The sequence below is a fragment of the Rugamonas fusca genome, assembly GCF_014042365.1.
Taxonomy (GTDB): Bacteria; Pseudomonadota; Gammaproteobacteria; order Burkholderiales; family Burkholderiaceae_D; genus Rugamonas; species Rugamonas fusca.
Map to the genome: position 1 here is coordinate 23,673 of NZ_JACEZS010000033.1, position 23,202 is coordinate 46,874.

The 23,202-nt window shown below is 67.0% G+C and carries 17 protein-coding genes and 1 pseudogene; 5 read left to right on the forward strand and 13 right to left on the reverse strand.

Annotated elements, in window-relative coordinates:
- The first annotated feature begins 25 nt into the window (after positions 1 to 25).
- Positions 26 to 784: a GIN domain-containing protein gene (locus tag H3H36_RS24525; protein WP_182220679.1), complete on the forward strand. Its 759-nt coding sequence runs from the start codon at positions 26 to 28 to the stop codon at positions 782 to 784.
- A 92-nt stretch (positions 785 to 876) separates the two neighbouring features.
- Here H3H36_RS24525 and H3H36_RS24530 read toward each other — a convergent pair whose 3' ends face one another.
- The 11 genes and pseudogenes from H3H36_RS24530 to H3H36_RS24580 all read right to left on the reverse strand — a co-directional run bounded on the left by H3H36_RS24530 (position 877) and on the right by H3H36_RS24580 (position 11,219).
- Positions 877 to 1,686, reverse strand: coding sequence for a LytR C-terminal domain-containing protein (locus H3H36_RS24530; protein ID WP_182220680.1), 810 nt, complete (start codon positions 1,684 to 1,686; stop codon positions 877 to 879).
- A gap of 15 nt (positions 1,687 to 1,701) precedes the next feature.
- Positions 1,702 to 2,652: a type II secretion system F family protein gene (locus H3H36_RS24535; RefSeq protein WP_182220681.1), complete on the reverse strand. Its 951-nt coding sequence runs from the start codon at positions 2,650 to 2,652 to the stop codon at positions 1,702 to 1,704.
- A 13-nt stretch (positions 2,653 to 2,665) separates the two neighbouring features.
- Positions 2,666 to 3,641, reverse strand: a pseudogene (locus H3H36_RS24540) (type II secretion system F family protein).
- 9 nt (positions 3,642 to 3,650) lie between these two features.
- Complete coding sequence (locus H3H36_RS24545) at positions 3,651 to 4,997, reverse strand: TadA family conjugal transfer-associated ATPase (protein WP_182220682.1); 1,347 nt, start codon at positions 4,995 to 4,997, stop codon at positions 3,651 to 3,653.
- 35 nt (positions 4,998 to 5,032) lie between these two features.
- Positions 5,033 to 6,205 (reverse strand): CpaE/TadZ family protein, encoded by a 1,173-nt coding sequence (locus tag H3H36_RS24550; RefSeq protein ID WP_182220683.1) that lies wholly within the window; start codon positions 6,203 to 6,205, stop codon positions 5,033 to 5,035.
- A gap of 57 nt (positions 6,206 to 6,262) precedes the next feature.
- Positions 6,263 to 6,553 (reverse strand): hypothetical protein, encoded by a 291-nt coding sequence (locus H3H36_RS24555; protein WP_182220684.1) that lies wholly within the window; start codon positions 6,551 to 6,553, stop codon positions 6,263 to 6,265.
- A gap of 14 nt (positions 6,554 to 6,567) precedes the next feature.
- Positions 6,568 to 8,109: a type II and III secretion system protein family protein gene (locus H3H36_RS24560; protein WP_182220697.1), complete on the reverse strand. Its 1,542-nt coding sequence runs from the start codon at positions 8,107 to 8,109 to the stop codon at positions 6,568 to 6,570.
- An 11-nt stretch (positions 8,110 to 8,120) separates the two neighbouring features.
- Positions 8,121 to 8,975, reverse strand: a complete 855-nt coding sequence (cpaB, locus tag H3H36_RS24565; RefSeq protein ID WP_182220685.1) for a Flp pilus assembly protein CpaB — start codon at positions 8,973 to 8,975, stop codon at positions 8,121 to 8,123.
- Positions 8,972 to 10,330: a DUF8689 domain-containing protein gene (locus H3H36_RS24570; protein ID WP_182220686.1), complete on the reverse strand. Its 1,359-nt coding sequence runs from the start codon at positions 10,328 to 10,330 to the stop codon at positions 8,972 to 8,974. Before H3H36_RS24570 ends, cpaB begins: the two co-directional genes overlap by 4 nt.
- Positions 10,331 to 10,453: 123 nt before the next feature.
- Positions 10,454 to 10,981, reverse strand: a complete 528-nt coding sequence (locus H3H36_RS24575; RefSeq protein WP_182220687.1) for an A24 family peptidase — start codon at positions 10,979 to 10,981, stop codon at positions 10,454 to 10,456.
- Positions 10,982 to 11,039: 58 nt separating this feature from the next.
- On the reverse strand, positions 11,040 to 11,219 hold the full coding sequence (locus tag H3H36_RS24580; RefSeq protein WP_182220688.1) for a Flp family type IVb pilin: 180 nt from the start codon (positions 11,217 to 11,219) through the stop codon (positions 11,040 to 11,042).
- Between the two features lie 499 nt (positions 11,220 to 11,718).
- On the opposite strand from H3H36_RS24580, the gene H3H36_RS24585 reads away from it, so the two are divergent.
- A complete protein-coding gene (locus tag H3H36_RS24585; protein ID WP_182220689.1) occupies positions 11,719 to 12,762 on the forward strand; it encodes a GGDEF domain-containing protein in 1,044 nt (347 codons plus the stop codon).
- An 18-nt stretch (positions 12,763 to 12,780) separates the two neighbouring features.
- Here H3H36_RS24585 and H3H36_RS24590 read toward each other — a convergent pair whose 3' ends face one another.
- Positions 12,781 to 14,001, reverse strand: a complete 1,221-nt coding sequence (locus H3H36_RS24590) for an HD-GYP domain-containing protein (protein WP_182220690.1) — start codon at positions 13,999 to 14,001, stop codon at positions 12,781 to 12,783.
- 138 nt (positions 14,002 to 14,139) lie between these two features.
- Between H3H36_RS24590 and H3H36_RS24595 the strand changes: the two genes are divergently transcribed.
- Positions 14,140 to 15,075: a LysR substrate-binding domain-containing protein gene (locus H3H36_RS24595; protein WP_182220691.1), complete on the forward strand. Its 936-nt coding sequence runs from the start codon at positions 14,140 to 14,142 to the stop codon at positions 15,073 to 15,075.
- Between the two features lie 18 nt (positions 15,076 to 15,093).
- Here the strand turns inward: H3H36_RS24595 and H3H36_RS24600 are convergent, their stop codons facing one another.
- Positions 15,094 to 15,618, reverse strand: coding sequence for a helix-turn-helix transcriptional regulator (locus H3H36_RS24600; RefSeq protein ID WP_182220692.1), 525 nt, complete (start codon positions 15,616 to 15,618; stop codon positions 15,094 to 15,096).
- A 309-nt stretch (positions 15,619 to 15,927) separates the two neighbouring features.
- On the opposite strand from H3H36_RS24600, the gene H3H36_RS24605 reads away from it, so the two are divergent.
- Complete coding sequence (locus tag H3H36_RS24605; RefSeq protein WP_182220693.1) at positions 15,928 to 19,512, forward strand: indolepyruvate ferredoxin oxidoreductase family protein; 3,585 nt, start codon at positions 15,928 to 15,930, stop codon at positions 19,510 to 19,512.
- Between the two features lie 212 nt (positions 19,513 to 19,724).
- Entirely contained in the window at positions 19,725 to 23,012 is a 3,288-nt protein-coding gene (gene icmF, locus H3H36_RS24610; RefSeq protein WP_182220694.1) for a fused isobutyryl-CoA mutase/GTPase IcmF, read from the forward strand.
- Positions 23,013 to 23,202: the final 190 nt, after the last annotated feature.

Below are 23,202 nucleotides of genomic sequence, written 5' to 3' on the forward strand. Positions count from 1 at the left end.
ACCTTACGACGACGGGAGCATCAACATGAAGCGAACCATACGTGCGGCATTGCTGGCCTCGGCACTGTGCAGCGGAGCACACACCGCGCTGGCCGATGAAGCGGTCAGCGAACCGCGCGCCGTCGATGCGCGTACCGTCAACATCAACCTCGATGGCGTGATCAGCCTGAACGTGAAACAGGGCCCGGCCGCGCTCACCATCTACGGCGACCCGCGCTACCTGCCCAAGGTGGTGGTGGAACAGCATGGCGACAGCCTGCACATTGGCACCGCGCTGCACGGCTTTCAGGTCGGGAAGACGGACCTGCGCGCGGAACTGACCTTGCCCAACCTGCACGAACTGGTGTCGGGCGGCGTGGGCTCCACCGAGATCAACGGCTTTAGCGGCGACACCCTGCGCCTGGTGCTCGATGGCGCCGGCGCCATCACGGCCAAGTCGCAATACCGGAACGTGAACGTGAAGCTGGCCGGCGTGGGCAGCATCAACCTCGATGCGGGCAGCAGCGACAACATGGACCTGAACCTGCGCGGCGCCGGCAGCATGCATGTCCACGGCCAGGCCAGAAAGCTGCACGCCAGCCTGAGCGGCGTGGGCAGCCTCGATGCGCGCCAGCTGCAGGCCGACAGCATCGACGTGAGCCTGACAGGCCTGGGCAGCGCGCGCCTGTTCGCGAAGGACAGCGCCACCATGAACCTGACCGGGCTCGGTTCAGCCACCGTCTACGGCAATCCGGCCAACCGCCAGGCCAACGCGCGCGGCATGGGCAGCTTGCATTGGGAATAAGGCTGCGCGCAGGCGTCGCACAGATTTTCGGGTGTGTTCTTCCTCAGTCCGGGCCCCTCCCCCGGACTTTTTTTCGTCCCCCGCTTTGCACGCTACTTCAAGTAGCGCTGCCGCAGCACGGCGGGGCTGAGCAGGTCGCGTCCCAGTACGATGCGCACTTGCGCGCGCTGCTGACCCTCGCGCGGCGCCGTCACCGCCATCCCCAGCCTGCTGGCCAGCGCCTGGGCCGCAGCCCGCTGGTCGGACTGGTATTCGACCCGGCTCACGAGAACCGCGAACGGCCGCACATTGGTCAGCCGCACCACCCGCACGCCATCACCGCGCATGGTGCGCGCCAGCGCCGCCGCCATGCCGGTCACGCCGTTACCATTGCTGATCTCCAGCCGGACCGGCGGCTCGCCGGCCGCCAGCGAGGCCGGCGCGGGCGACGGTGAGGGCGGCAGTGATGGTGGCGATGGCGGCGCGGCTTGCGCCGGCACGCGCCGCAATTGCACCATCGCGCCGCCGACAGCGACCACCTCGATGCGCGCCAGCGCCTGCGGCCGCGGTGCCGTCTGCGCCCATCCATCCGGCGCGCCCCGTTCCAGCTCACGCCGGCGGGCGGCCAGCAGCGCATAGTCGCTCCCCAGGTCGTGTGTCCGCAGTGATTGCGCCTGCTTGCGCATCAGCGCCGCCCGCGCACCCTGTCCTTGCCGCTCCAGCGCCAGCGCCAGTTGTTCCCAGTGGCCGGGATCGAGGGGATCGAGCACGCAGGCTTTCTCCAGCGCCGTGATGGCCTGCTCGCCTTCGTCCGCCTGCAGATAGGCAGCTGGCGGTGGCGGTGCCACCACGCCGGCGCTGCCGCACGCCAGCAGCGCCGTGCCGGCACAGGCTGCGCTCAAGAAATGGATCGCGGTGCGCATGCTTCACTCCCTCGGCTAATTGGTGTTGGCCAAGGTCGGCAGCAGGACGCGCCCGATCTGCATGGCGGCGGGCCCCAGCAATACCAGCATCAGCGTGGGGAAGATGCAGAAGATCAGGGGGAACAGCAGCTTCAGTGCGATCTTGGCGGCCGACTCCTCGGCCGCCAGGCTGCGCTTGTGACGCAGGTTATCCGAATGCACCCGCAGCGAATCGCCCATGCTGGTGCCGAAACGTTCGGACTGGATCAACATGGCCACCAGCGTGTCCACATCCTCCACCCCGCTGCGCAAGGCCAGGTTGCGCAGCGCCTTTTCCTTGCTGAAGCCGGCCCGCATCTCCATCAGCACCAGTTGCAGCTCCTGGGCCAGCGCCACGCTCTTGATATGGATCTCGCCGGCCACCTTGGCCAGCGCCCGCTCCAGGCTCAGGCCCGCTTCCACGCACACGGTGAGCAGGTCCAGGCCATCGGGGAAGTTCTCGAAGATGTCGCGCTGGCGGCGCGCGGCGGCCCGCGCCAGCACCACGTTCGGGCTGTAATAGCCCAGGCTCGCGCCCAGCAGCAGCAACAGCAGGAAGCCATCGTGCAGGACGGTATCGAGCGCGGCCGCGCCCAGCACGGTCATCAGGGCCGGCACCCCCAGCGCCAGCACCGTCTTGGCGCCGAAATACAGGGTGGGCGCATTGGCGTTGCGCCAGCCCGCGTTCATGAAGCGGGTGCGCAGCGGATGCTTTTCCCAGCCTTCCTCGGGCAGCGACAGCTTCATGAACGGCTGCGCCACCTTGGCCGCCCGTTCGATCCAGCCGCCATCGTCGCTGTTGTCCTGCGCCTCGGGCACCGGCGGCGCGATGAAGCTGCCCAGCCGCTGGCGCAACGGCACGGCCGAGAACATCAACATGGCCAGCAGCACCAGCGCCACCACCACCGCGAATACGATCACCAGAAACAGGATCTGCCGCCCGTCCATGCCAGCCTCCCGCTCACACGCGGATGCGGATCAGGCTGCGCATCCAGCACACGCCCAGCGCGCTGATGCCTGCCGCGTACCACATCAGCCGCACGCCCGTCGGATCGTGCCACAACGGCCGCACGTACTCCGGGTTCACCACCGTCATCACCAGCAACACGCCGATCGGCAACAGGCCCAGTATCCAGGCCGACATCCGGCCCTCGGCCGACATCACGCGCACCTGGCCCAGCAGCTTGAGCCGGGCCCGTATCAGGCGGCTGATGCTGCCCAGGATCTCGGCCAGGTTGCCGCCCGATTCGCGCTGGATCAGCACCGCGATCACCAGGTAGCGCAAGTCCGTCAGCGGCACGCGCGTGGCCAGGTTGTGCAGCGCTTCGTTCATCGGCACGCCGTAGTTGATCTCCCGGTGGGCGAAGCGGAATTCGGCCGCGATCGGGTCGGGCATCTCCTCGCCCGCCATTTGCAGCACGTTGGCGAACGAGTGGCCGGCGCGCAGCGCGCGGCCCAGGAAGTCGGCCGCCTCCGGCAACTGCTGCTCGATTTTTTTCAGCCGCGCCGCGCGCGCGCGCAGCAGCAGGCCGCCCGGCAGCAGCCCGCCCGCCGCCAGGGCCGCCAACGCGGCCGGCGTCGGCAAGTCCCACAGTTGCGGCAGCAGCAGCCCGGCCAGCAAGGCCGATGCGGACACGCCCAGGAACTGCGCCACCGTCCACGCCAGGCCCGCCTGCAACAGCAGCCGGTCCAGCGCCGCCAGTTGCGGTATGCGGCGCAACACCCGCTCCAGCGCTGGCGCGCTGGCGTAGCGGCGCTGCTTGAGGATGCTGAGCTGTTCCGTGCCGCCGGTCGCCCCCCCCCATCAGCCGCAGCCGCCTGGCGATGCGGCGCGCGCCACCGCCATGGCTGCCGGACCACCACAGCCAACTGCCTTCGATCGCCAGGATCACGGCGGCGAACAGCAGCACCGCGAAGCCGGTCATGAACATGTCCATCGCCGCCTCCTACTCAAACACCCGGTCCGGATCGAACACGGAATCAGGCACGGGCACGCCAAACATGCGCAGCCGGTCCGCGAAGCGCGGCCGCACGCCCGTCGCATAGAACTGCCCCAGCACCTTGCCCGCCGCGTCGACCCCGGTCTGCTCGAAGCGGAAGATCTCGTGCATGGCCACCACCTCGCCCTCCATGCCCGTGATCTCCTGCAGGCTGACCAGCTTGCGCGTACCGTCCGTCAGGCGCGACACCTGCATCACCACCGTCACGGCCGAACAGATCTGCTGGCGCATGGCGCGCGGCGTCAGGTGCACGCCGGCCATGCCCACCATGTTCTCCAGCCGCGACAGGGCGTCGCGCGGGGTGTTGGAGTGGATCGTGGCCAGCGAGCCTTCATGGCCCGTGTTCATCGCTTGCAGCATGTCGAGCGCCTCGGCGCCGCGCACCTCGCCCAGGATGATGCGGTCGGGCCGCATGCGCAGCGCGTTGCGCACCAGCGAACGCTGGTTGACCTCGCCCTTGCCTTCGATATTCGGTGGCCGGGTCTCCAGCCGCACCACGTGGGCCTGGCGCAGTTGCAGCTCGGCCGCGTCCTCGATGGTGACGACGCGCTCGCTGGCAGGAATGAACCCGGACAGCACGTTGAGCAAGGTGGTCTTGCCGCTGCCCGTGCCGCCCGAGATCAGGATGTTGACCTTGGCCTGGCCCAGCGCCTGCAGCACCTGCACCATGGGCGGCGTCAGGCTCTTGTACTCGAGCAGGCGCTGCACGGTGAGCGGGTTGGCGGCGAAGCGGCGGATCGACAGGATGGGGCCATCGACGGCCAGCGGCGGAATGATGGCGTTCACGCGCGAGCCATCCGGCAGCCGCGCGTCCACCATGGGGCTCGATTCGTCCACCCGCCGCCCCACGCGCGAGACGATCTTCTCGATGATCTTCATCAGGTGCGTGTTGTCGTGGAAGCTCACGTCCGTCAGCTCCAGCCGGCCGGCCCGCTCCACGTACACCTTGTCGCAGGTGTTGACGAGGATGTCGGACACGCCGGGGTCGGCCAGCAGCGGCTCCAGCGGGCCAAAGCCCAGCATCTCGTGCTGGATGTCGAGCACCAGGCTGTGGCGCTCGTTCTGGTTAAGCGCGATCCGTTCATCCTCGATGATGCGCTGGACTAGCAGCGCCAGCTCGTGCTTGAACTGCTCCGGCGTGAGCCGCTTGAGGCGCTCCAGGTCGATGCGGTCCAGGATGGTCTGGTGCATGCGCTTCTTCAGCTCCAGGTAGGCCGATGCGGCCAGCGCCGGCGGCCCGCCGTGGTTGATCCTGGGCTCGTCGGCCACGGCCAGGCGTTCGCGTAGACTCATGTCGCTCTCCTTGCGGTGATATGCGGTGCGATGCGCTACTCCGCCTCGCTGCGCCCGAACAGGCGGTCGAACAAGCCCTTGCTCTCGGAAACGCGCCGCGCCGTGACCAGTTCCACCAGGTCAGCCAGGCTGCGCGCCACGGCGCTGCTGCGCGAGAGCTGCAGCACGGGAATGCCCTGGTTGACGGAATCGGTGGCCGAGATGTAATCGTTGGGCACCGTGTGCACCACCTCCGCGCCCAGCGCGTGTTCCAGGTCGGCCAGCCGCAGCTTGCCGCCCTTCTCGTAGCGGTTGACGATCAGGCGCGTGCGGTCGGTGGGATAGCCGAGCGAGCGGAAAATGTCGAGCAGGCGCCGGCCGTCGCGGATGTCGGGCAGCGCCAGCTGCAGCACGGGGTAGATGGCGTCGGCCTGGTCCAGCGCGCGCAGCGAGATGGCGTCGATCTGGCGCCCCACGTCCAGCACGATGTAGTCGTAGTGCTGGCGCGCCACGCGCAGGATGGTGTCCATGTGCTCGGGCTTCATGTCGACCGCGTGGTTGGGATCATCGGCCGCCGCCAGCACGCCGAAGTTGGAGGCCACGTGCACCAGGCAGGAATCGAGGAAGGCGCCATCCATGCGCGCGATCTGGGCGCAGATGTCCGACAGCGTCATGGCCGGCTTCTGGTCCGACACGTACAGGGTGGCGTCGCCGAACTGGCCGTGCAGGTCGATCAGCAGCACCTTGCGTTCGGCCAGCGCGGCCAGCGCGTAGCCGAAATTGGTGGACAGGAAGGTGGCGCCGCTGCCGCCCTTGCACGAGATGAAGGCCAGCACCTTGCCGTCGCGCATATGGCTGACGCCGGCCGCCACCTCGATCCGGTCCATCGCCTCGTGGAACGCCCGGTGCACCAGGGGCAGCTGCAGCACTTCGCGCATGCCGGCCCGCATGGCGCGGATCAGCAGATCCTGCTGGGCCTCGCGGGTGAGCAGGATGAAGGAGGCCGACGGATAGTGCTTGCTCAGGCGCTCGACCAGCTCCGCCTCGCCGGCCGCCACTTCGCTGGCGTCGAAGATCACCAGCGCGGGCGGTTCCGGCATCAGTCGTTCCACCGCGTCGCGCAAGCCATTGCGCGACGCCACCAGCTGCACGGGCGGCATGCGGGCCGACCCCTGGGCGGCGATCTCCGCATGCAGCAGGCTGTCGCGGCTAATCATCAACGCTTTCATTCCGGTTCCTTCAAGTCGTCGTTGGCATGGCCGCCCGTGGCCGGGCGGGCCGGTACGTCATCGGGCGCCGCTCACGCCGATGGTGAAACTGGCCGGTTGCGGCTTGGGTTCGGCGAACGATTTCTGGTAGCGGGCCTGGGCGGCGCTGGCCGCCCGCCCATCCATGCCAGCCACCGGATCGGCGTTGCCCGCCGCCCCAGGGTGCAGCACCTGCTGCGCCAGCGTGGCGCGCGCCGCCTGGCCAAAGTGGCGGTCCCAGTCGGGCGTGGTGGCGGCGCAGGCCGACAGCAGCATGGCCAGGCCCGGGATCAGGCGGGCGCGGGCCCGCGATGAGACAATCAATAGCATGGCCAGCCCTCCCCTCATTTGCGTTCGGATCCGCGCGCGCCACCGTTGCCGGCGGCGGCCGGCGGCTTGCCTTCCATGCGGCCGCCGAGGAACAGTTCGGCCCGGCCAGGCGTGGTGATGCCATCGGTCGGCAGCGCGTAATCGGGCGGCAGCGGCTTGACCAGGCGGGCCGTGACGACGAACAGCAGTTCCGTGCGGTCGTGCTGGAAGTCCGTGCTGCGGAACAGCGCGCCCAGCACCGGCAGTTCGCCCAGCACCGGCAGGCCGCGGATGTTGCTGACCTGGTTGTTCTTGATCAGGCCACCGATGGCGAAGCTCTGGCCATCCATCAGCTCCACCGTGGTGGCCGCGCGCCGCGTCGTGATCAGCGGCAGGATGGCGCCCCCGGAGAGGCCGGCGGCCGAGATGCCCACGCCTTCGCGCGACAGCTCGGACACTTCCGGCGCCACCCGCAGGTTGATGCGGCCACCGGCCAGCACGGTGGGCGTGAAACGCAGGCCGACGCCGAACTCCTTCTCCTCCAGCGTGACCTTGTTGTTGTCCTGCGCCACCGGGATGAAGATCTTGCCGCCGGCCAGGAAGCTGCCCTCCTGGCCACTGATGGCCATCACCGTCGGCTCGGCCAGGATGCGCACCAGGCCATCCTGCTTTTCCGCCTCCACGGTGAACTGGCTGCCGCTCGACTTGCTCGCGTCGACCATGCCCCTGAGGGTGCCGCTCAGGAAGTTCGACAGCAGCTTGGCGCTCCAGCTGCCGGAGGCGAAGCGCAAGGTGCTGCCCGCCTCGAGTTTGTCGAGCAAGGTCTTGGACACTTCCGCGATCTTCACTTCCAACATCACCTGCTGGGGCGCGCGCACCCCCAACAGGTTGACGATGCGGGGGGCGCCGCTGGCGGCACCGGGCGAGGCGGCCGGCGCCGTGGCCGAGGCGCCGGCCGGCTCCTCGCTCTTGCGGCTGGACAGCGCCTGCGCCGGCCGGCGCACATAGGCCGCCGCCAGGTCCAGCACGTGGGCCAGGGTGGCGCCATCGTCCACCGTCCCGCTCAGCACCAGCGCGTCGGCCGCCGCGCTGACGCGGATGTCGCGCTCCTGCGGCAACAGCGCGGCCAGCGTCGCCTGCAGCGCGCCCGGATCGATCGCCACCGTCACGTCGACCACGCTGCAGCTGCCGCTGCGGCCCTGCACGATCAGGTTGGTGCTGCCCACGTCCACGCCAGCCACGTACAGCGTGTCCGGCGACACCAGCATGGCTTGCACCACGGACGGATTGCCGACGGCGCGCGCGGCCACGGCCTCGGGCAGGCGCATCAGGGTGGACTTGCCCAGCTGCAGCGTGAGCTGGCCCGGCGTGGCCGCCTCGCCCGTGCAGCGCAGCTGCCCATCCTGGCGCGCGGCCGGCGCGGCCGCCGCGGGCACGCCACCGGCACGGGCCGACGCCAGCGCGGCGATGGCCGGGCCCAGGTCGGCCCGCGGCAAGCCCGCCAGCGGCGCGGCGGCGGCGGCGCCGGCCAGCAGCAACGCACCTGCCAGCGCGCCAGCGGCCCGCGCCACTGTCATGCCGGGCGCGCTCACAGGCACTCCTGCGTGCTGCGCAAGCCGTCGATGGCGGCGATGCAGTGGCGTTGCGCCTGGCGCGGCGCGGGCGCCAGCGCCGCGCGCATGGCGGGCAAGGCGGGCGGCGTGGCGGCCGCCACCTCGGGCGCCAGCGGCGCCGGCTGCGCGCGCTGGCCCAGCAGGGAAGCCTTGGTGGCGCCGTCCGTCACGCCCGGCCGCGGGTCCACCTGGTTGCGCAAGGCCAGCGACAACGTGCCCACGCTGCGCGCCAGGTCCAGCTTCTCGGCCTGCTCCGGCGTCACCTCCAGCGTGACGGCGTTGACCACGCGCGGCTTGGTCTCGTCGCGCCCCACTTCCTGCGCCACGGCCAGCACCAGGATCCGTTCCAGCACGATCTTGGAAATGCCCTGCTCGCGCCCGGACCCGCCTTCGCTCTGGGTATAGACGATGATGTCGACGAAATTGCCCGGCAGCGCGAAGCCGGCCACCCCCACCACGTCGTTGACGCGCACGGTGATGGCGCGCTTGCCCTCCGTGATCAGGGCCGACAGCCCGCCCAGGGTGCCGGCCGGGGCCAGCTTGGCTTCCGTCAGCGGCTCGCCGCGCAGCACGCTGCTCTTGAGCACCCGGCCGCTGAGCTTGGCCGGGTCGCGCAGGGCGCCGCGCGGCAGGCTGTCGGCCGGCCAGTCCACCAGCTTGAGCAACTCCGGCGCCAGGCGCTGGCCCAGGTTGACGTCGGCGGCGGCCACCACGATCTTGTTGCCGCCCCCGGCGGCCTGGTGCAGCAGCCAGCGCGACGCCATCAGCACGGCCCCCAGGCCCAGCAGCACGGCCAGCCCCAGCATCACGATGGCGCGCCGGTGCTTCATGCTATTTTCTCGCACAGGATGGTGTTTTCACCGTCGGCCGCGCCGCCGCAGGCGGCGAACATGCTGATCCAGGCCTGGTCCAGCGCGGCCACGGTCAGCCGCGGCGGCTCGCCGGCGAAGCCGGCGAAATCGGCGATGCGGGCCAGGATGTCACGCGGATAGCTGGCCAGCAGCGGCTCGCCGCTGCCCGCGTGCAGCTGCTCGATCAGGTAATCAAGGGCCGCCTCGTCGCGCGCCACGGCCGCGCTGTCGCACAACTCGCGGAACAGGCAGCGGTAGCGCGCCTCGCTCAAGGCCCCCACCTCGATCTTGTAGGCCAGGCGGCGCAAGGCGGCCGGGTCCAGCAGATGCTCGGGCGCGCGGTTGGTGGCGAACATCAACAGCAGCCGGAATGGCGCGGCGAACTTGTGGCCGCCCTGCAGCGTGACCTGGTCGCAGCCGGCGTCGAGCGGGCCCAGGTAGCGGTTGAGCACATCGGCGGCCGGCATGCGCTGGCGCCCCAGGTCGTCCACCACCAGCAAGCCATTGTTGGCCTTGAAATGGGGCGGCGCCCGGTAGCTGCCGCTGCTGGCGTCCCACTGTGGCTCGAGCATCTCGGCGTTCAGTTCCGCCCCCAGCGACACCAGCGGCCGCTGGCACAGCATCCAGCGCGCGTCGCAACTGCGCCGCTCCAGCGCCTGGCGCACTTGCGCGGCCAGCCGCGGCGGCGGCGCCTGGTGCACGGCCGCGTCATACAGCTGGATGATGTCCTGGCCCACGGCCACCGCGTGCGGTACGGCCACCACGCCTTGCAGCAAGCGTCCCAGCTTGCGCGCCAGCCAGCTCTTGCCGCTGCCGGGCAGTCCGTACAGCAGGATGGAGCGGCCCGAATACATGGCTGCCCCCAGCAGGCCATGCATGGCCGGGGCCAGGTGGTCATCCGCCACTTCCACGGCCAGGTCGTCGGCCGTGACGGGCGGCAGCAGGGCGGCCTGCCGCTCGACCATGGCGCGGTAGGCGTCCAGCGTGACGGGCGCCGGGCCCGCGTAAGGGCAGCGCTCGAGCCAGGCCCCGGCGCGCTGCTTGCCCACCGTGGTCAGCTGGTATTGCACGTCGATGTCCGATTCGCCGCGCCACGCCACTTCGGCCAGTTGCTCGGCCAGCATGAAGTCCAGCGTCTCGCGCAGCACGTTGATGGACAGGCGCAGCTTGCCCGTCAGGATGGGCAGATGGGTGCGGCCGCCGATGTACAGGCACTTGGCGATCAGTTCCACCAGCAACGGCAGCTCCAGCCCCGTCTCCCGCACCGATTTGGGCTGGGGCGGCAGCGGCGGCAAGCCGTCGGCGGCGGTCACCTGCAGTTCAAGCTCGGACATGATGGTGCTCCTCAATCTGTCTGGCTCGCAAGATTGTTCCCACGAGCAATCGATTCTAACGATGGGGGCGGGCTGGACTTTGATCCGCAGCAAGGCGCTGGCGGTAGCCGCCGGCCTTGGTGCTCATTGCCCCCACAGCACATAGCCCATGGTGCCCAGCGCGACGGCCAGGCCGTAGGGTATGCCGCCCACGCTGGCGCCGGGCGGCAGCGGCACGGGCTGCAGCGGCACCCCCAGCAGGCGTAGCAACAACGGTTTGCCCAGCGCCGCCAGGTTGCGCCACACGGCGCGCCAGCGGCCGTTGTACAGCAGCATGGCCAGCGCCATCAGGCCGCCGATCAGGCAGGACAACAGTCCGATATGCAATGCCCCGCGCGGTCCCGCGAAAGCACCCACCATGGCCAGCAACTTGACGTCGCCAGCCGCCATGCCGCGCGCCAGGTACAGCGGCAGGAAGAGAAAGAAGCCGGCCAGCGCGCCGGCCAGCCAGTCGGTCACGGGGGCCCAGTGGGCGCCGTCCAGCAAGTGCAGCAGCAGCGCCAGCAGCAGGCCGCTGAGCACCAGCACGTTGGGGATGCGGCGCACCGACAGGTCCGTGTAGGCCGCCTGCGCGACCATGCAGATGAGGATCAGTTCGATGGCGTGATTCATGGGGTCGCCTCTGCGCGTAAGTCCTCCCGGCTGGCCCAGCCCGGGAGGACGAGCCGGTTCAAGGCGCGGTCAGCTTGTTGCCGATACCGGTGAAGGTATCGATCAATGGCTGTTTCAGCAGCGCCACCGAGGCCAGCACGGCCGCCGCCATCACCGCCGCGATCAAGCCGTATTCAATGGCCGTGATCCCCCCGTCATCCCTGGCGAATTGCTTCGCCGCCGCTATCAATGCATGCATGGCAGACTCCCAAAAGTGATTGAAATACCCTACCCCTGACGCAAGCGGAAGATGCCCAAAAGAAACCATCATTTCCCGCTATCATTACCGCGCCATTGGGTTCACTATAGGGTCTGTAGCACATTGGGAGTTGACTTGGCGCAAGCTTTCCATGTGGAACTATTTGCATGATGTGCGGAAAATTTCAGCACCATGCACACGGGGAAGCTGGCTTATGTCAAACTGCTCGGGTTTTCCCGCGAGTACGCTGGCACAGGCGACGGCCGGCCGCGTTGTCGGGAAAAAGATGCATGGAATCGTGAGGAATGTTTTTTTTCGCACACATGAATTGCCTAGAATGCAAAAAGCTATTATCCTGCTTAGCTGTTCTTTGGAAAGGCCCCGTGCAATCGTTTCACAGTGCGCCTTACTATCAAAAAAACACTGCGCTGATGCTTGATAGACGTGAACGAAATGTGGCTAGACACAATGGTTGTGTGACAATTTTCCAGAGACGCGAATGGATTCCCTACTGAAACACATGGTGGACATGACCGGCCACCGCGATCACACGATGCTCGACATCTCCGTGATCTCGGCGGTTCAGGAGCTCGCCCATGCCACTCAGACCCGGGTCTTGTCACTGGCGCAAGTGCGCGGCCAGTTGTTCGTGCGCCCGCGCGCCATCATCACCGATGGCTTGCCCGCCAAGATGGTGGACAACCCCGACCCCAGCAGCCCCGGCGAACCGATCAGCAATTTCCCTGCACTGGCGGCCTGCATCGCGCGCCATGAGGCCAGTGCCGACGTGGCCAACGCGCAAGGCGAACACACCCTGTGGCTGCCCATCTGGCTGGGTGACAAGGCCGACACCTGCCTGGAAATCGTCAACCCCACGCCCTACACGAGCGACACCATCCACGTCATCGGCGGCATCGTCAGCGTGTACCGCAATTTCCAGAACCTGCTCGACTACAGCGAGCGCGATTCACTGACGGGCTTGCTCAACCGCAAGACTTTCGACGACCAGCTCAGCAAGATGCTGGCCGCCAGCCCGGAACCGGACGCGCTGACCCTGCCCGGCGAACCCGAACGGCGCCACCACCAGGACCAGGAGAAGCAGTGGCTGGCCGTGGTGGACGTGGACCATTTCAAGCACGTCAACGACCGCTTCGGCCACCTGTACGGCGACGAAGTGCTGATCCTGATCGCCAACCTGATGACGTCCTCGTTCCGGGCCCAGGACCGGGTGTTCCGCTTCGGCGGCGAGGAATTCGTCGTGCTGCTGCGTTCGACCACGCTCGACAATGTCAAAAAGATCATTGACCGCTTCCGCGTCAACGTGGAGTCGCATGAATTCCCGCAGGTGGGCCGGGTCACCGTCAGCGTCGGCTTCGTCAGCATCAGCGCCGTGGAAGCGCCCGTGATCATCCTGGGCAAGGCCGACCAGGCGTTGTACTACGCCAAGAGCCACGGCCGCAACCTGGCCTGCCACTACGACGAACTGGTCGAAGGCGGCTTGCTGCAAACCATAGAATCGAACGATACGGCCGAATTCTTCTGACGCTGGCGCGCCCCGGCCTCAGGCCAGCGTGAGGAAGCGCATGGGGTCGACCTTCCACTTGGACGGCGACTCGTGGCCGACGATCTTGTCGCCGCCGCCAAAGCCCAGTCCGCGCGACAAGTCGATGGTTTCCGGCTTGATGTAGAGATTTTGCTTGGTATTGAAGAACACGTTGACCTTGGGTGCCAGCAGATTGGTCTCGTGCGGCTCGATCACCACCCCCAGCCGCCCCGATTCCAGCAGCACCATGGTGCCCACCGGATAGATGCCCACGCAACGCATGAATTCCTGCGCATAGGTGGGGTTGAAATGGAACTTGCTCCACTCGTAGATCTTGCGCAGGGCGGCGGCGGCCGACATGCCCTTGTGATAGCAGCGATCAGCCGTGATCGCATCATACACGTCGACAATGGCCGCCATCTGCGCCAGTTCACTGATACCGTCGCCGCCCTGCTTGTCCGGGTAACCACTGCCGTCGCGCCGCTCGTGGTGGTGCAACGTGATGTCGAGCGGAATCGGCCCCACCTCGGGCGACTGCAGCAGGATGTCGTAGCCATCCTTGGGATGGCGCTTGATGATGGCGAATTCCTCGTCCGTCAGCGGGCCCGGCTTGTTCAGGATGGCGTCCGGCACCAGCGCCTTGCCCGTGTCGTGCAGCAAGCCGCCAAGGCCGGCCTGGTGGGTCAGCTCGGGGTCCATCCCGCGCGAACGGCAGAACGCCACCAGCAGCGCGCACACGCTGACGGAATGAAGGAAGGTGTAATCATCCTTGGTCTTGATGCGCAGCAAGCCGACCAATGCGCCCGGATTGCGCAGGATCGATTCCGTGATGTTCTGCACCACCGGCTGCACCTGGTCCAGTTCGATCGCCTTGCCCAGCCGGGCGTCGCGCATGACGGTGCGCACCAGGTTCGAGGCCTGGTGCCGGATCTGGTGCGCGCGCGCCATTTCCTCGCCCAGCGACACGCGCGTCACCACCACCGGCTTGGCCGCCAGCTCCACCAGCTCACGTTCCGTCTCCGCCTGCGCCTCGGCCAGGGTGGGTGCGTTCTCCACGTCCAGGCCCTTGGCGCTGTCGATGACGACGTCATGGATACCGGACTCGATGATCTTGCGGATCTCGTCTTCGCTGCTGATGAGGAAACGGTTGCGGATAAACGGATGGGTCATCCAGTCACAACTGAGATCATGGATGTACATGCCCACTTTCAGCTGTGAGGAATCGACTTTCTTAAACATACAGGACACTCACGAAGGAAGCTGGGAGGGCAGGAAGCGTTAGAATGAGTATAACAAATAGTTTCTGTCCAGGACTATGTTTTGCCATTCCGGCAGCATTTGTATCCGGTTTTTTACACAGCGCGCAACACAAATTCCATGGAATTACGCCAACTTCGCTATTTTGTCGCCATCGTCGACCATGGTTCGCTATCGCGCGCCGCACTGGTGCTGCACGTGGCCCAGCCCGCCCTGACCCAGCAACTGCGCCAGCTGGAACAGGAACTGGAGGCGCAACTGCTGCACCGCACGGCCCAGGGCGTGCTCAGCACGGACGCCGGCAAGGTGTTCTACCAGCATGCGCAAGCGATCCTCAAGCAGGTGGCCGACGCCAAATCGGCCGTGACGCAATCCGCCACGCGTCCGTCGGGCAGCGTCACGCTGGGACTGCCGCACAGCATATCGGGCGCGCTGGCGCTGCCGCTGCTGATGGCCGCCCGTCAGCATTATCCCGAGATCACGCTGCAACTGACGGAGGAATTGACGGGCAACTTGAGCGAACAGCTTAAATCGGGCCGGGTCAACCTGGCCGTGCTGTTTGACGATGGCCAGCTGACCCCGTTCGCCTGCACCGCGCTGGCGGAGGAGGAATTGCGCTTCATTTGCCGCGCCGACGCCGCTTGCGCACCGGATGGCGCGACCATCACGCTGGCACAGGCGCTAGCCGCACCACTGATCTTACCGGGCTTGCAACATGGGGTGCGGCCGCGCATCGAAAGCGTGGCGCGCACGGCGGGCCTGACGTGCGGCGACGTCATCGAGATCAACTCGATCGCCATATTGAAATCCGCCATCCTGGCTGGCATGGGCGCCACCATCCTGCCCGTGGCGCCGCTGCTGGACGAAGTGGAACGGGGCACCATGCGCAGCTACCGCATCCACGACCCCGCCATCTCGCGCACGGTGGTGTTGTGCGCGTCGAAAAACATCCCGCTCACCAACGCGGCGGCCGCCGTCAGCCGGCTGGCGGTGCAGGTGGCGGCCGAGCTGTGCGCCAGCGGCACCTGGCTGGGCGCCCGCCCGCTGCCGCAATAAGCATCCGTTCCCCGGCAGTCAGACCAGCAGCGCCTGCAATTGGCGCTGCATGGCCGGCGCCAGCGCGGGCGCGGCCTTGGCCAGGTTGACCTGCTTGGCCGTCTCGGCCACCTCGGCCACGCCGGCGGCGACCGGATAGGTGCCCCTGGCCAGCAGCCACTTGAGCACATCGACCAGGTGCCACACGGCGATGCTGCCGTCATGCACGGGCGGCGGGAAACTGGTGGCATGGTTGACCATGAGCTTGCGCATATTCTGGCGCGTGGTGCCGACCAGCTTGGCCACATCAGTCAGACCCACGAAGTCGGGACCGGCCTCGATCAGGCGGGCGCTGGGCACCACCCGCTTGACGTCGGCCAGCGCGCTCAGCAGCGCCGCCTGCGCGCTGTCGGCCTCGCGCGTGAATTCCAGTGCGATGCGGCCCGGTTGGCCGATACCAATCAGGGCATCGTCGCAGCCGGCGGCGCCCAACCGTTCCACGATGTCTTCCTGCTTGCAATCTTGGGCGGACAGTTGGTACTTGAGGATGAACAGATATCCCATGGTGTCACTCCGGCTTTTTTGCCGCGACGACGGTCTTATGTTCAGTGCAATGATCGACCACGCGCCGTATGGCCTTGGCCAGCGCAGCAGTGCGGCCGACCGCCTTGCGCCCCATCATTTTTTCTTATACCCCCATCCAGAAACGCTATTTCCGTTAACGTCAACTAGTCTCTACACTGGCCGCACTGCGGATGGTTGAGCCCCAGCTTTCCGCATCGCTGCCATAACAGGCGGCCAATGGCCCGACCCTGGTGCGCCTACCCGGCGCTTCCACAGACCGGGCGCGATCTGATACCACGGAGACAACCCATGCCTGATACCACGGCCACCGGCCCTGCCACGTCCACCGGCGTCGCAGCGACCGCCACCGACCGCCTCACCAGCGTCACCCTCGACGACAAATACACCGCCACCGACGGCGCCATCTTCCTGTCCGGCATCCAGGCCCTGGTGCGCCTGCCCATGCTGCAGCGCCAGCGCGACCTGGCCGCCGGCCTGAACACGGCCGGCTTCATTTCCGGCTACCGCGGCTCGCCGCTGGGCGGCCTCGATGAAAACCTGTGGAAGGCGCAAAAACACCTGGCCGATCATCACGTCCAGTTCGTCCCCGGCGTCAACGAGGACCTGGCCGCCACGGCCGTGTGGGGCTCGCAGCAGGTGGACCTGATCGGCGAGGCCAGGTACGACGGCGTGTTCGCCATGTGGTACGGCAAGGGTCCCGGCGTGGACCGCTGCGGCGACGTCTTCAAGCACATGAACCACGCCGGCACCGCCAAACACGGCGGCGTGCTGCTGGTGGCCGGCGACGACCACGGCGCCTACTCGTCCACCCTGCCGCACCAGTCCGACCACCTGTTCTCGGCCTCCATGATCCCCGTGCTGTACCCCTGCAACGTGCAGGAATACCTGGACCTGGGCTTGCACGGCTGGGCCATGTCGCGCTTCTCGGGCTGCACGGTGGCCTTCAAGGCGCTGGCCGACACGGTCGAATCGTCGGCCTCGGTGGACGCCAACCCGTTCCGCGTCGAATGCAAGATCCCGCAGGACTTCCAGATGCCCGAAGGCGGCCTGAACGCGCGCCTGTCCAGCATCCCGCTGGGCCAGCAGGCGCGCAACCAGGAAGCGCTGATGCAGGACTACAAGATCTATGCGGCGCTGGCCTACGCCCGCGAGAACAAACTCAACCACACCACCATCACCAGCCCCGACGCCAAGCTCGGCATCATCGCCTCGGGCAAGTCCTACCTGGACGTGCTGGAAGCGCTGCAAGACCTGGGCATCGACGAAGCCATGGCCGCCAGGGTCGGCCTGCGCCTGTTCAAGGTCGCCATGCCATGGCCGCTGGAGCCGGACAGCGTGCGCGAATTCGCCCAAGGCCTCGACGAGATCCTGGTGGTGGAGGAAAAGCGCCAGATCGTCGAATACCAGCTCAAGGAACAGCTGTACAACTGGCGCGACGACGTGCGCCCGCGCGTGATCGGCAAGTTCGATGAAAAAGGCGAATGGGTGGCCCCGCGCGGCGAATGGCTGCTCACCTCCAAGGCCGACTTCTCCGTGTCGCAAGTGGCGCGCGTGATCGCCAGCCGCGTGTCGCGCCTGATCTCGGACCCCGTCACGTGCGACCACATCAAGGCCCGCCTGGCCTTCCTGGACGCCAAGGACGCCGTGCTCAAGAAAGCCATCAACACCCCGTTCCGTCCCGCCTTCTACTGCTCCGGCTGCCCGCACAACACCTCGACCAAGGTGCCCGACGGCAGTCTGGCGCTGGCCGGCATCGGCTGCCACGTGATGGCCACCTCGATCTACCCCGAGCACAACAAGCTGACCACCCACATGGGCGGCGAAGGCGCGCCGTGGATCGGTCAGGCCGCATTCTCCAAGCTGCCGCACGTATTCCAGAACCTGGGCGACGGCACCTACTTCCACTCCGGCTACCTGGCCATCCGCGCGGCCGTGGCGGCCAAGGTCAACATGACCTACAAGATCCTGTACAACGACGCCGTCGCCATGACGGGCGGCCAGCCGGTGGACGGCACCACCTCCGTGCCCATGATCGCCCAGCAGATGGCGGCCGAAGGCGTGAAGCGCATCGCGCTGGTGACGGAAGACCTGGGCCGCTACACGGACCGCTCGGCCCTGCCCACCATCGTCAGCCTGCACGACCGCAAGGAGATGGACGCCGTGCAGCGCGAACTGCGCGAACTGCAAGGCGTGTCGGTGCTGATCTACGACCAGACCTGCGCGGCCGAGAAGCGCCGCCGCCGCAAGAAGGGCGAGTTCCCCGATCCGGCCAAGCGCATGGTGATCAACGAAGCCGTGTGCGAAGGCTGCGGCGACTGCGGCATCCAGTCCAACTGCACCTCCATCCTGCCCAAGGAGACGGAGTTCGGCCGCAAGCGCACCATCGACCAGTCGTCGTGCAACAAGGACTATTCGTGCGTGAAAGGCTTCTGCCCCAGCTTCGTGACGGTGGAAGGCGGCACGCTGAAAAAGACCAAGACCGGCGTCAGCAAGGAGGACGCGGACGACGGCTTCGGCCCGCTGCCCGTGCCCGCCCTGCCCGACTGCGAGCAACCGTACAACATCCTCATCAACGGTATCGGCGGCACCGGCGTGATCACGGTGGGCGCGCTGATGGGCATGGCCGCCCACCTGGAAGGCAAGGGCGCGTCGGTGCTGGACATGACGGGCATGTCGCAGAAAAACGGCTCCGTCACCTCGCACGTGAAGATCGCCCGCACCCCGGCCCACCTGCGCGCGCAGCGCATCGCCACCGGCGAGGCCGACCTGGTGCTCGGCTGCGACATGCTGACGGCCGGCGCCGCCGACGCCGTCGCCAAGATGCGGCCGGGCCGCACCATGGCCGTGGTCAACCTGCACGAGCAGCCGCCCGGCACCTTCGCCCAGCACGCCGACTGGCAGTATCCGGTGGATGAAGTGCGCGCCCTGATCAGCGAATCCGTGGGCGCCGAGCAGTACCACAGCGCCGACTTCATCAACGCCACCAAACTGGCCACGGCGCTGATGGGCGACTCGATCGCCGCCAACCTGTTCATGCTCGGCTACGCGTGGCAGAAAGGCCGCATCCCGCTCACCGAAGCATCGCTGCTGCGCGCCATCGAATTGAACGGCGTGGGCATCGCCGCCAACCAGCGCAGCTTCCTGTGGGGCCGCCGCGCCGCCGTCGACTTCAAGCGCGTGGAGAAGATCGCCACGCCGACCCAGGCCGTGGTGGTGCAGATGCCGCAAAGCCTGGAGACCATCATCAAGCGCCGCGTGCAATTCCTCACCGACTACCAGGACGCGGCCTACGCGGCCCGCTACGAGGAACTGGTGGCGCAGGTGCGCGCGAAGGAAACGGCGCTCGGCCTGGGCAACAAGCTGGCCACGGCCGTGGCCAAGTCCTGCTTCAAGCTGATGTCGTACAAGGATGAATACGAGGTGGCGCGCCTGTACACGGATGGCCGTTTCGTCGAACAGCTCCAGCAGCAGTTCGAAGGCAACTTCACGCTCAAGTTCAACCTGGCGCCGCCGCTGCTGGCGAAGAAGGATGCCAAGGGCCACCTGGTGAAGGCGGAATTCGGCTCGTGGATGTGGCGTGCGTTCCAGCTGCTGGCCAAGGCCAAGGGCCTGCGCGGCGGCATGTTCGATATCTTCGGCTACACGGAAGAGCGTAAGATGGAGCGTGCCCTGATCGCCGAATACCGCGAGATGACGGCCGCCATCCTCAGCAAGCTGACGGCCGAGAACTACGAGACGGCCGTGGCGCTGGCCGCGCTGCCCGAGAAAGTGCGCGGCTTCGGCCACGTGAAGGAAAAAGCCGTGGCCCTGTTCCACGCCGAGAAGGCGCGCCTGATGGGCGTGCTCGACGGCGGCCACCAGCACGCGGCCTGATCCCGCCGGCGTGGCCGGCCCGCATCCCCAGGCGCTTGCCCGGGGATTAAGGCCGGCCCGCCGCCACCAGACACCCCCCCGCCCGGGGCGTGGCTGGCGTCATACAAGCCAACGTCGAGCCAGCGATTTCGCTTGACTTGACGTTAACGTAAACGTCATATAATTTGAGATCAGCCCGACCACGCCTCGCGCCCAGAACTACAAGGACACCCATGAACGACCTCTCCGCTCCGAAAATCGCCGCCGTGCCGGAACAGCCCAAGCTGGCCAACAAGGTACGCTTCGTCACCGCCGCCTCGCTGTTCGACGGCCACGACGCCTCGATCAACATCATGCGCCGCATCCTGCAGGCCAACGGCGTGGAAGTGGTCCACCTGGGCCACAACCGCTCGGTTGACGAAGTGGTGACGGCGGCCCTGGCCGAAGACGTGCAAGGCATCGCCATCTCCAGCTACCAGGGTGGCCACGTCGAATACTTCAAGTACATGATCGACCTGCTGCGCCAGCGCGGCGGCGCCCACATCAAGGTGTTCGGCGGCGGCGGCGGCGTGATCGTGCCCGACGAGATCGCGGACCTGCATGCCTATGGCGTGACCCGCATCTTCAGCCCCGAGGACGGCCAGCGCATGGGCCTGGTGGGCATGATCCAGTGGATGGTGCAGCAGTGCGATATCGACCTGTCGCAATACGCGCCCACTTCGCTGGCCCCGCTCAAGCAAGGCGACATCGCCAAGCGCCACCGCCCGCTGGCCCAGCTGATCACGGCGCTGGAAAACGAAAAAGTGTCGCCCGCACTGCGCGCCGAACTGCTGGACGCGGCCGTGGGCCTCGGTGTGCCCACGCTGGGCATCACGGGCACGGGCGGCGCCGGCAAGTCGTCGCTGACCGATGAACTGATCCGCCGCATCCGCCTCGACCAGGGCGATGCGCTCAACATCGCCGTGATCTCGATCGACCCGTCGCGCCGCAAATCGGGCGGCGCGCTGCTGGGCGACCGCATCCGCATGAACGCCATCAACCCGTGGGCCGGCCAATCGCGCGTGTTCATGCGCTCGCTGGCCACGCGCGAAGCAGGCTCCGAGATTTCGCAGGCGCTACCGGACGTGATCGCCGCCTGCAAGGTGGCCGGCTTCGACCTGGTGATCGTGGAAACCTCGGGTATCGGCCAGGGCGACGCGGCCATCGTGCCGCACGTGGACGTGTCCATGTACGTGATGACGCCCGAATTCGGCGCCGCCTCGCAGCTGGAAAAAATCGACATGCTCGATTTCGCCGACGTCATCGCCATCAACAAGTTCGACCGCAAGGGCGCCCAGGACGCGCTGCGCGACGTGGCCAAGCAATACCAGCGCAACCGCGAACTGTGGTCCAAGCGCCCGGACGAGATGCCCGTGTATGGCACCCAGGCGTCGCGCTTCAACGACGACGGTGTCACGGCGCTGTACCAGGGCTTGCTGCCCAAGCTGGCCCAGTTCGGCCTGCAGGCCAAGCCGGGCAAGCTGGCTGCCGTCGATGTCAAATACTCGAGCGGCAAGCACGTGATCGTGCCGCCGGCCCGCGCCCGCTACCTGGCTGAAATCGCCGACACCGTGCGCGGCTACCACAAGTTCACCGGCAAGCAGGTCACGCTGGCGCGCGAGCGCCAGCAACTGACGGAATCGAAACGCATGCTGGCCGCCGCTGGCAAGGGAGCCGATTTCGACGACCTGATTTCCGAGCGCGACAGCGCCATGGACGCCGGCGCCAAGAAGCTGCTGGCCCAGTGGCCCGACCTGCAAGCTGCGTATGCGGGCGACGACTACGTGGTCAAGATCCGCGACAAGGAAATCCGCACCCGCCTGGTCCAGCACACGCTGTCGGGCACCAAGATCCGCAAGGTGGCCCTGCCCCGCTATGAAGACCACGGCGAAGTGCTGCGCTTCCTGATGCTGGAAAACGTGCCCGGCTCGTTCCCGTTCACGGCCGGCGTGTTCGCCTTCAAGCGCGAAGGCGAAGACCCGACCCGCATGTTCGCCGGCGAAGGCGACGCCTTCCGCACCAACCGCCGCTTCAAGCTGGTCTCGACCGGCATGGACGCCAAGCGCCTGTCCACCGCGTTCGACTCCGTCACCCTGTACGGCGCCGACCCGGCCGTGCGCCCCGACATCTACGGCAAGGTGGGCAACTCGGGGGTGTCGATCGCCACGCTGGACGACATGAAGGTGCTGTACGACGGCTTCAACCTGTGCAGCCCCAGCACCTCCGTGTCGATGACCATCAACGGCCCGGCCCCCACCATCCTGGCCATGTTCATGAACACGGCCATCGACCAGCAGATCGACAAGTTCAAGGCCGAGAACCAGCGCGACCCGAGCGCCGACGAAGCGGCCAAGATCCGCGCCTGGGTGCTGCAGAACGTGCGCGGCACGGTGCAGGCCGACATCCTCAAGGAAGACCAGGGCCAGAACACCTGCATCTTCTCGACCGAGTTCTCGCTCAAGGTGATGGGCGACATCCAGGAATACTTCGTGCACCACCAGGTGCGCAATTTCTACTCGGTGTCGATCTCCGGCTACCACATCGCCGAAGCGGGCGCCAACCCGATCTCGCAGCTGGCGTTCACGCTGTCGAACGGCTTCACCTTCGTGGAAGCCTACCTGGCGCGCGGCATGCACATCGACGATTTCGCGCCCAACCTGTCGTTCTTCTTCTCCAACGGCATGGACCCGGAATACACGGTGCTGGGCCGGGTGGCGCGCCGCATCTGGGCCGTGGCCATGCGCGACAAGTACGGCGCCAACGACCGCAGCCAGAAGCTCAAGTACCACGTGCAAACGTCGGGCCGTTCGCTGCACGCGCAGGAGATCGACTTCAACGACATCCGCACCACGCTGCAGGCGCTGATCGCCATCTACGACAACTGCAACTCGCTGCACACCAACGCCTACGACGAAGCCATCACGACGCCGACCGACGAATCCGTGCGCAGGGCATTGGCAATTCAATTGATCATCAACCGCGAATGGGGCCTGGCCAAGAACGAGAACCCGAACCAGGGCGCGTTCATCATCGACGAGCTGACGGATCTGGTGGAGGAAGCCGTGCTGCAGGAATTCGAGCGCATCGCCGAACGTGGCGGCGTGCTCGGTGCGATGGAGACCGGCTACCAGCGCGGCAAGATCCAGGAAGAGTCGCTGCTGTACGAGCACCAGAAGCACGACGGCACGCTGCCCATCATCGGCGTCAACACCTTCCGCAATCCGAAGGCCAACGACGCACCGCAGAAGATCGAACTGGCCCGTTCCACGGACGATGAAAAGCAGTCGCAGCTCACGCGCCTGGCGGACTTCCATGCCCGTAACGCCGCCGCCGCACCGGCCGCGCTGGCCGCGCTGCAGCAAGCGGCCATCGACAACGCCAACGTGTTCGACAAGCTGATGGACGCCGTGCGCGTGTGCTCGCTGGGCCAGATCACGACGGCGCTGTTCGAGGTGGGCGGCCAGTACCGCCGCAACATGTAAGTACGCCGGGTCACGCCCGCCGCAAGAAGAAACGGGAGGCCCAGGCCTCCCGTTTTTCTTACAAAAGCGGGGTCACCCATTAGCCAACCAGCGTCAAGTCGATAATACTGTCCCGGCGCCTCGATTTTATCGAGGCGCAATTTCTTGCCTGCCTTAGCCGCAAACGCTTGTCGCGCCCGTTTTCTCAGTA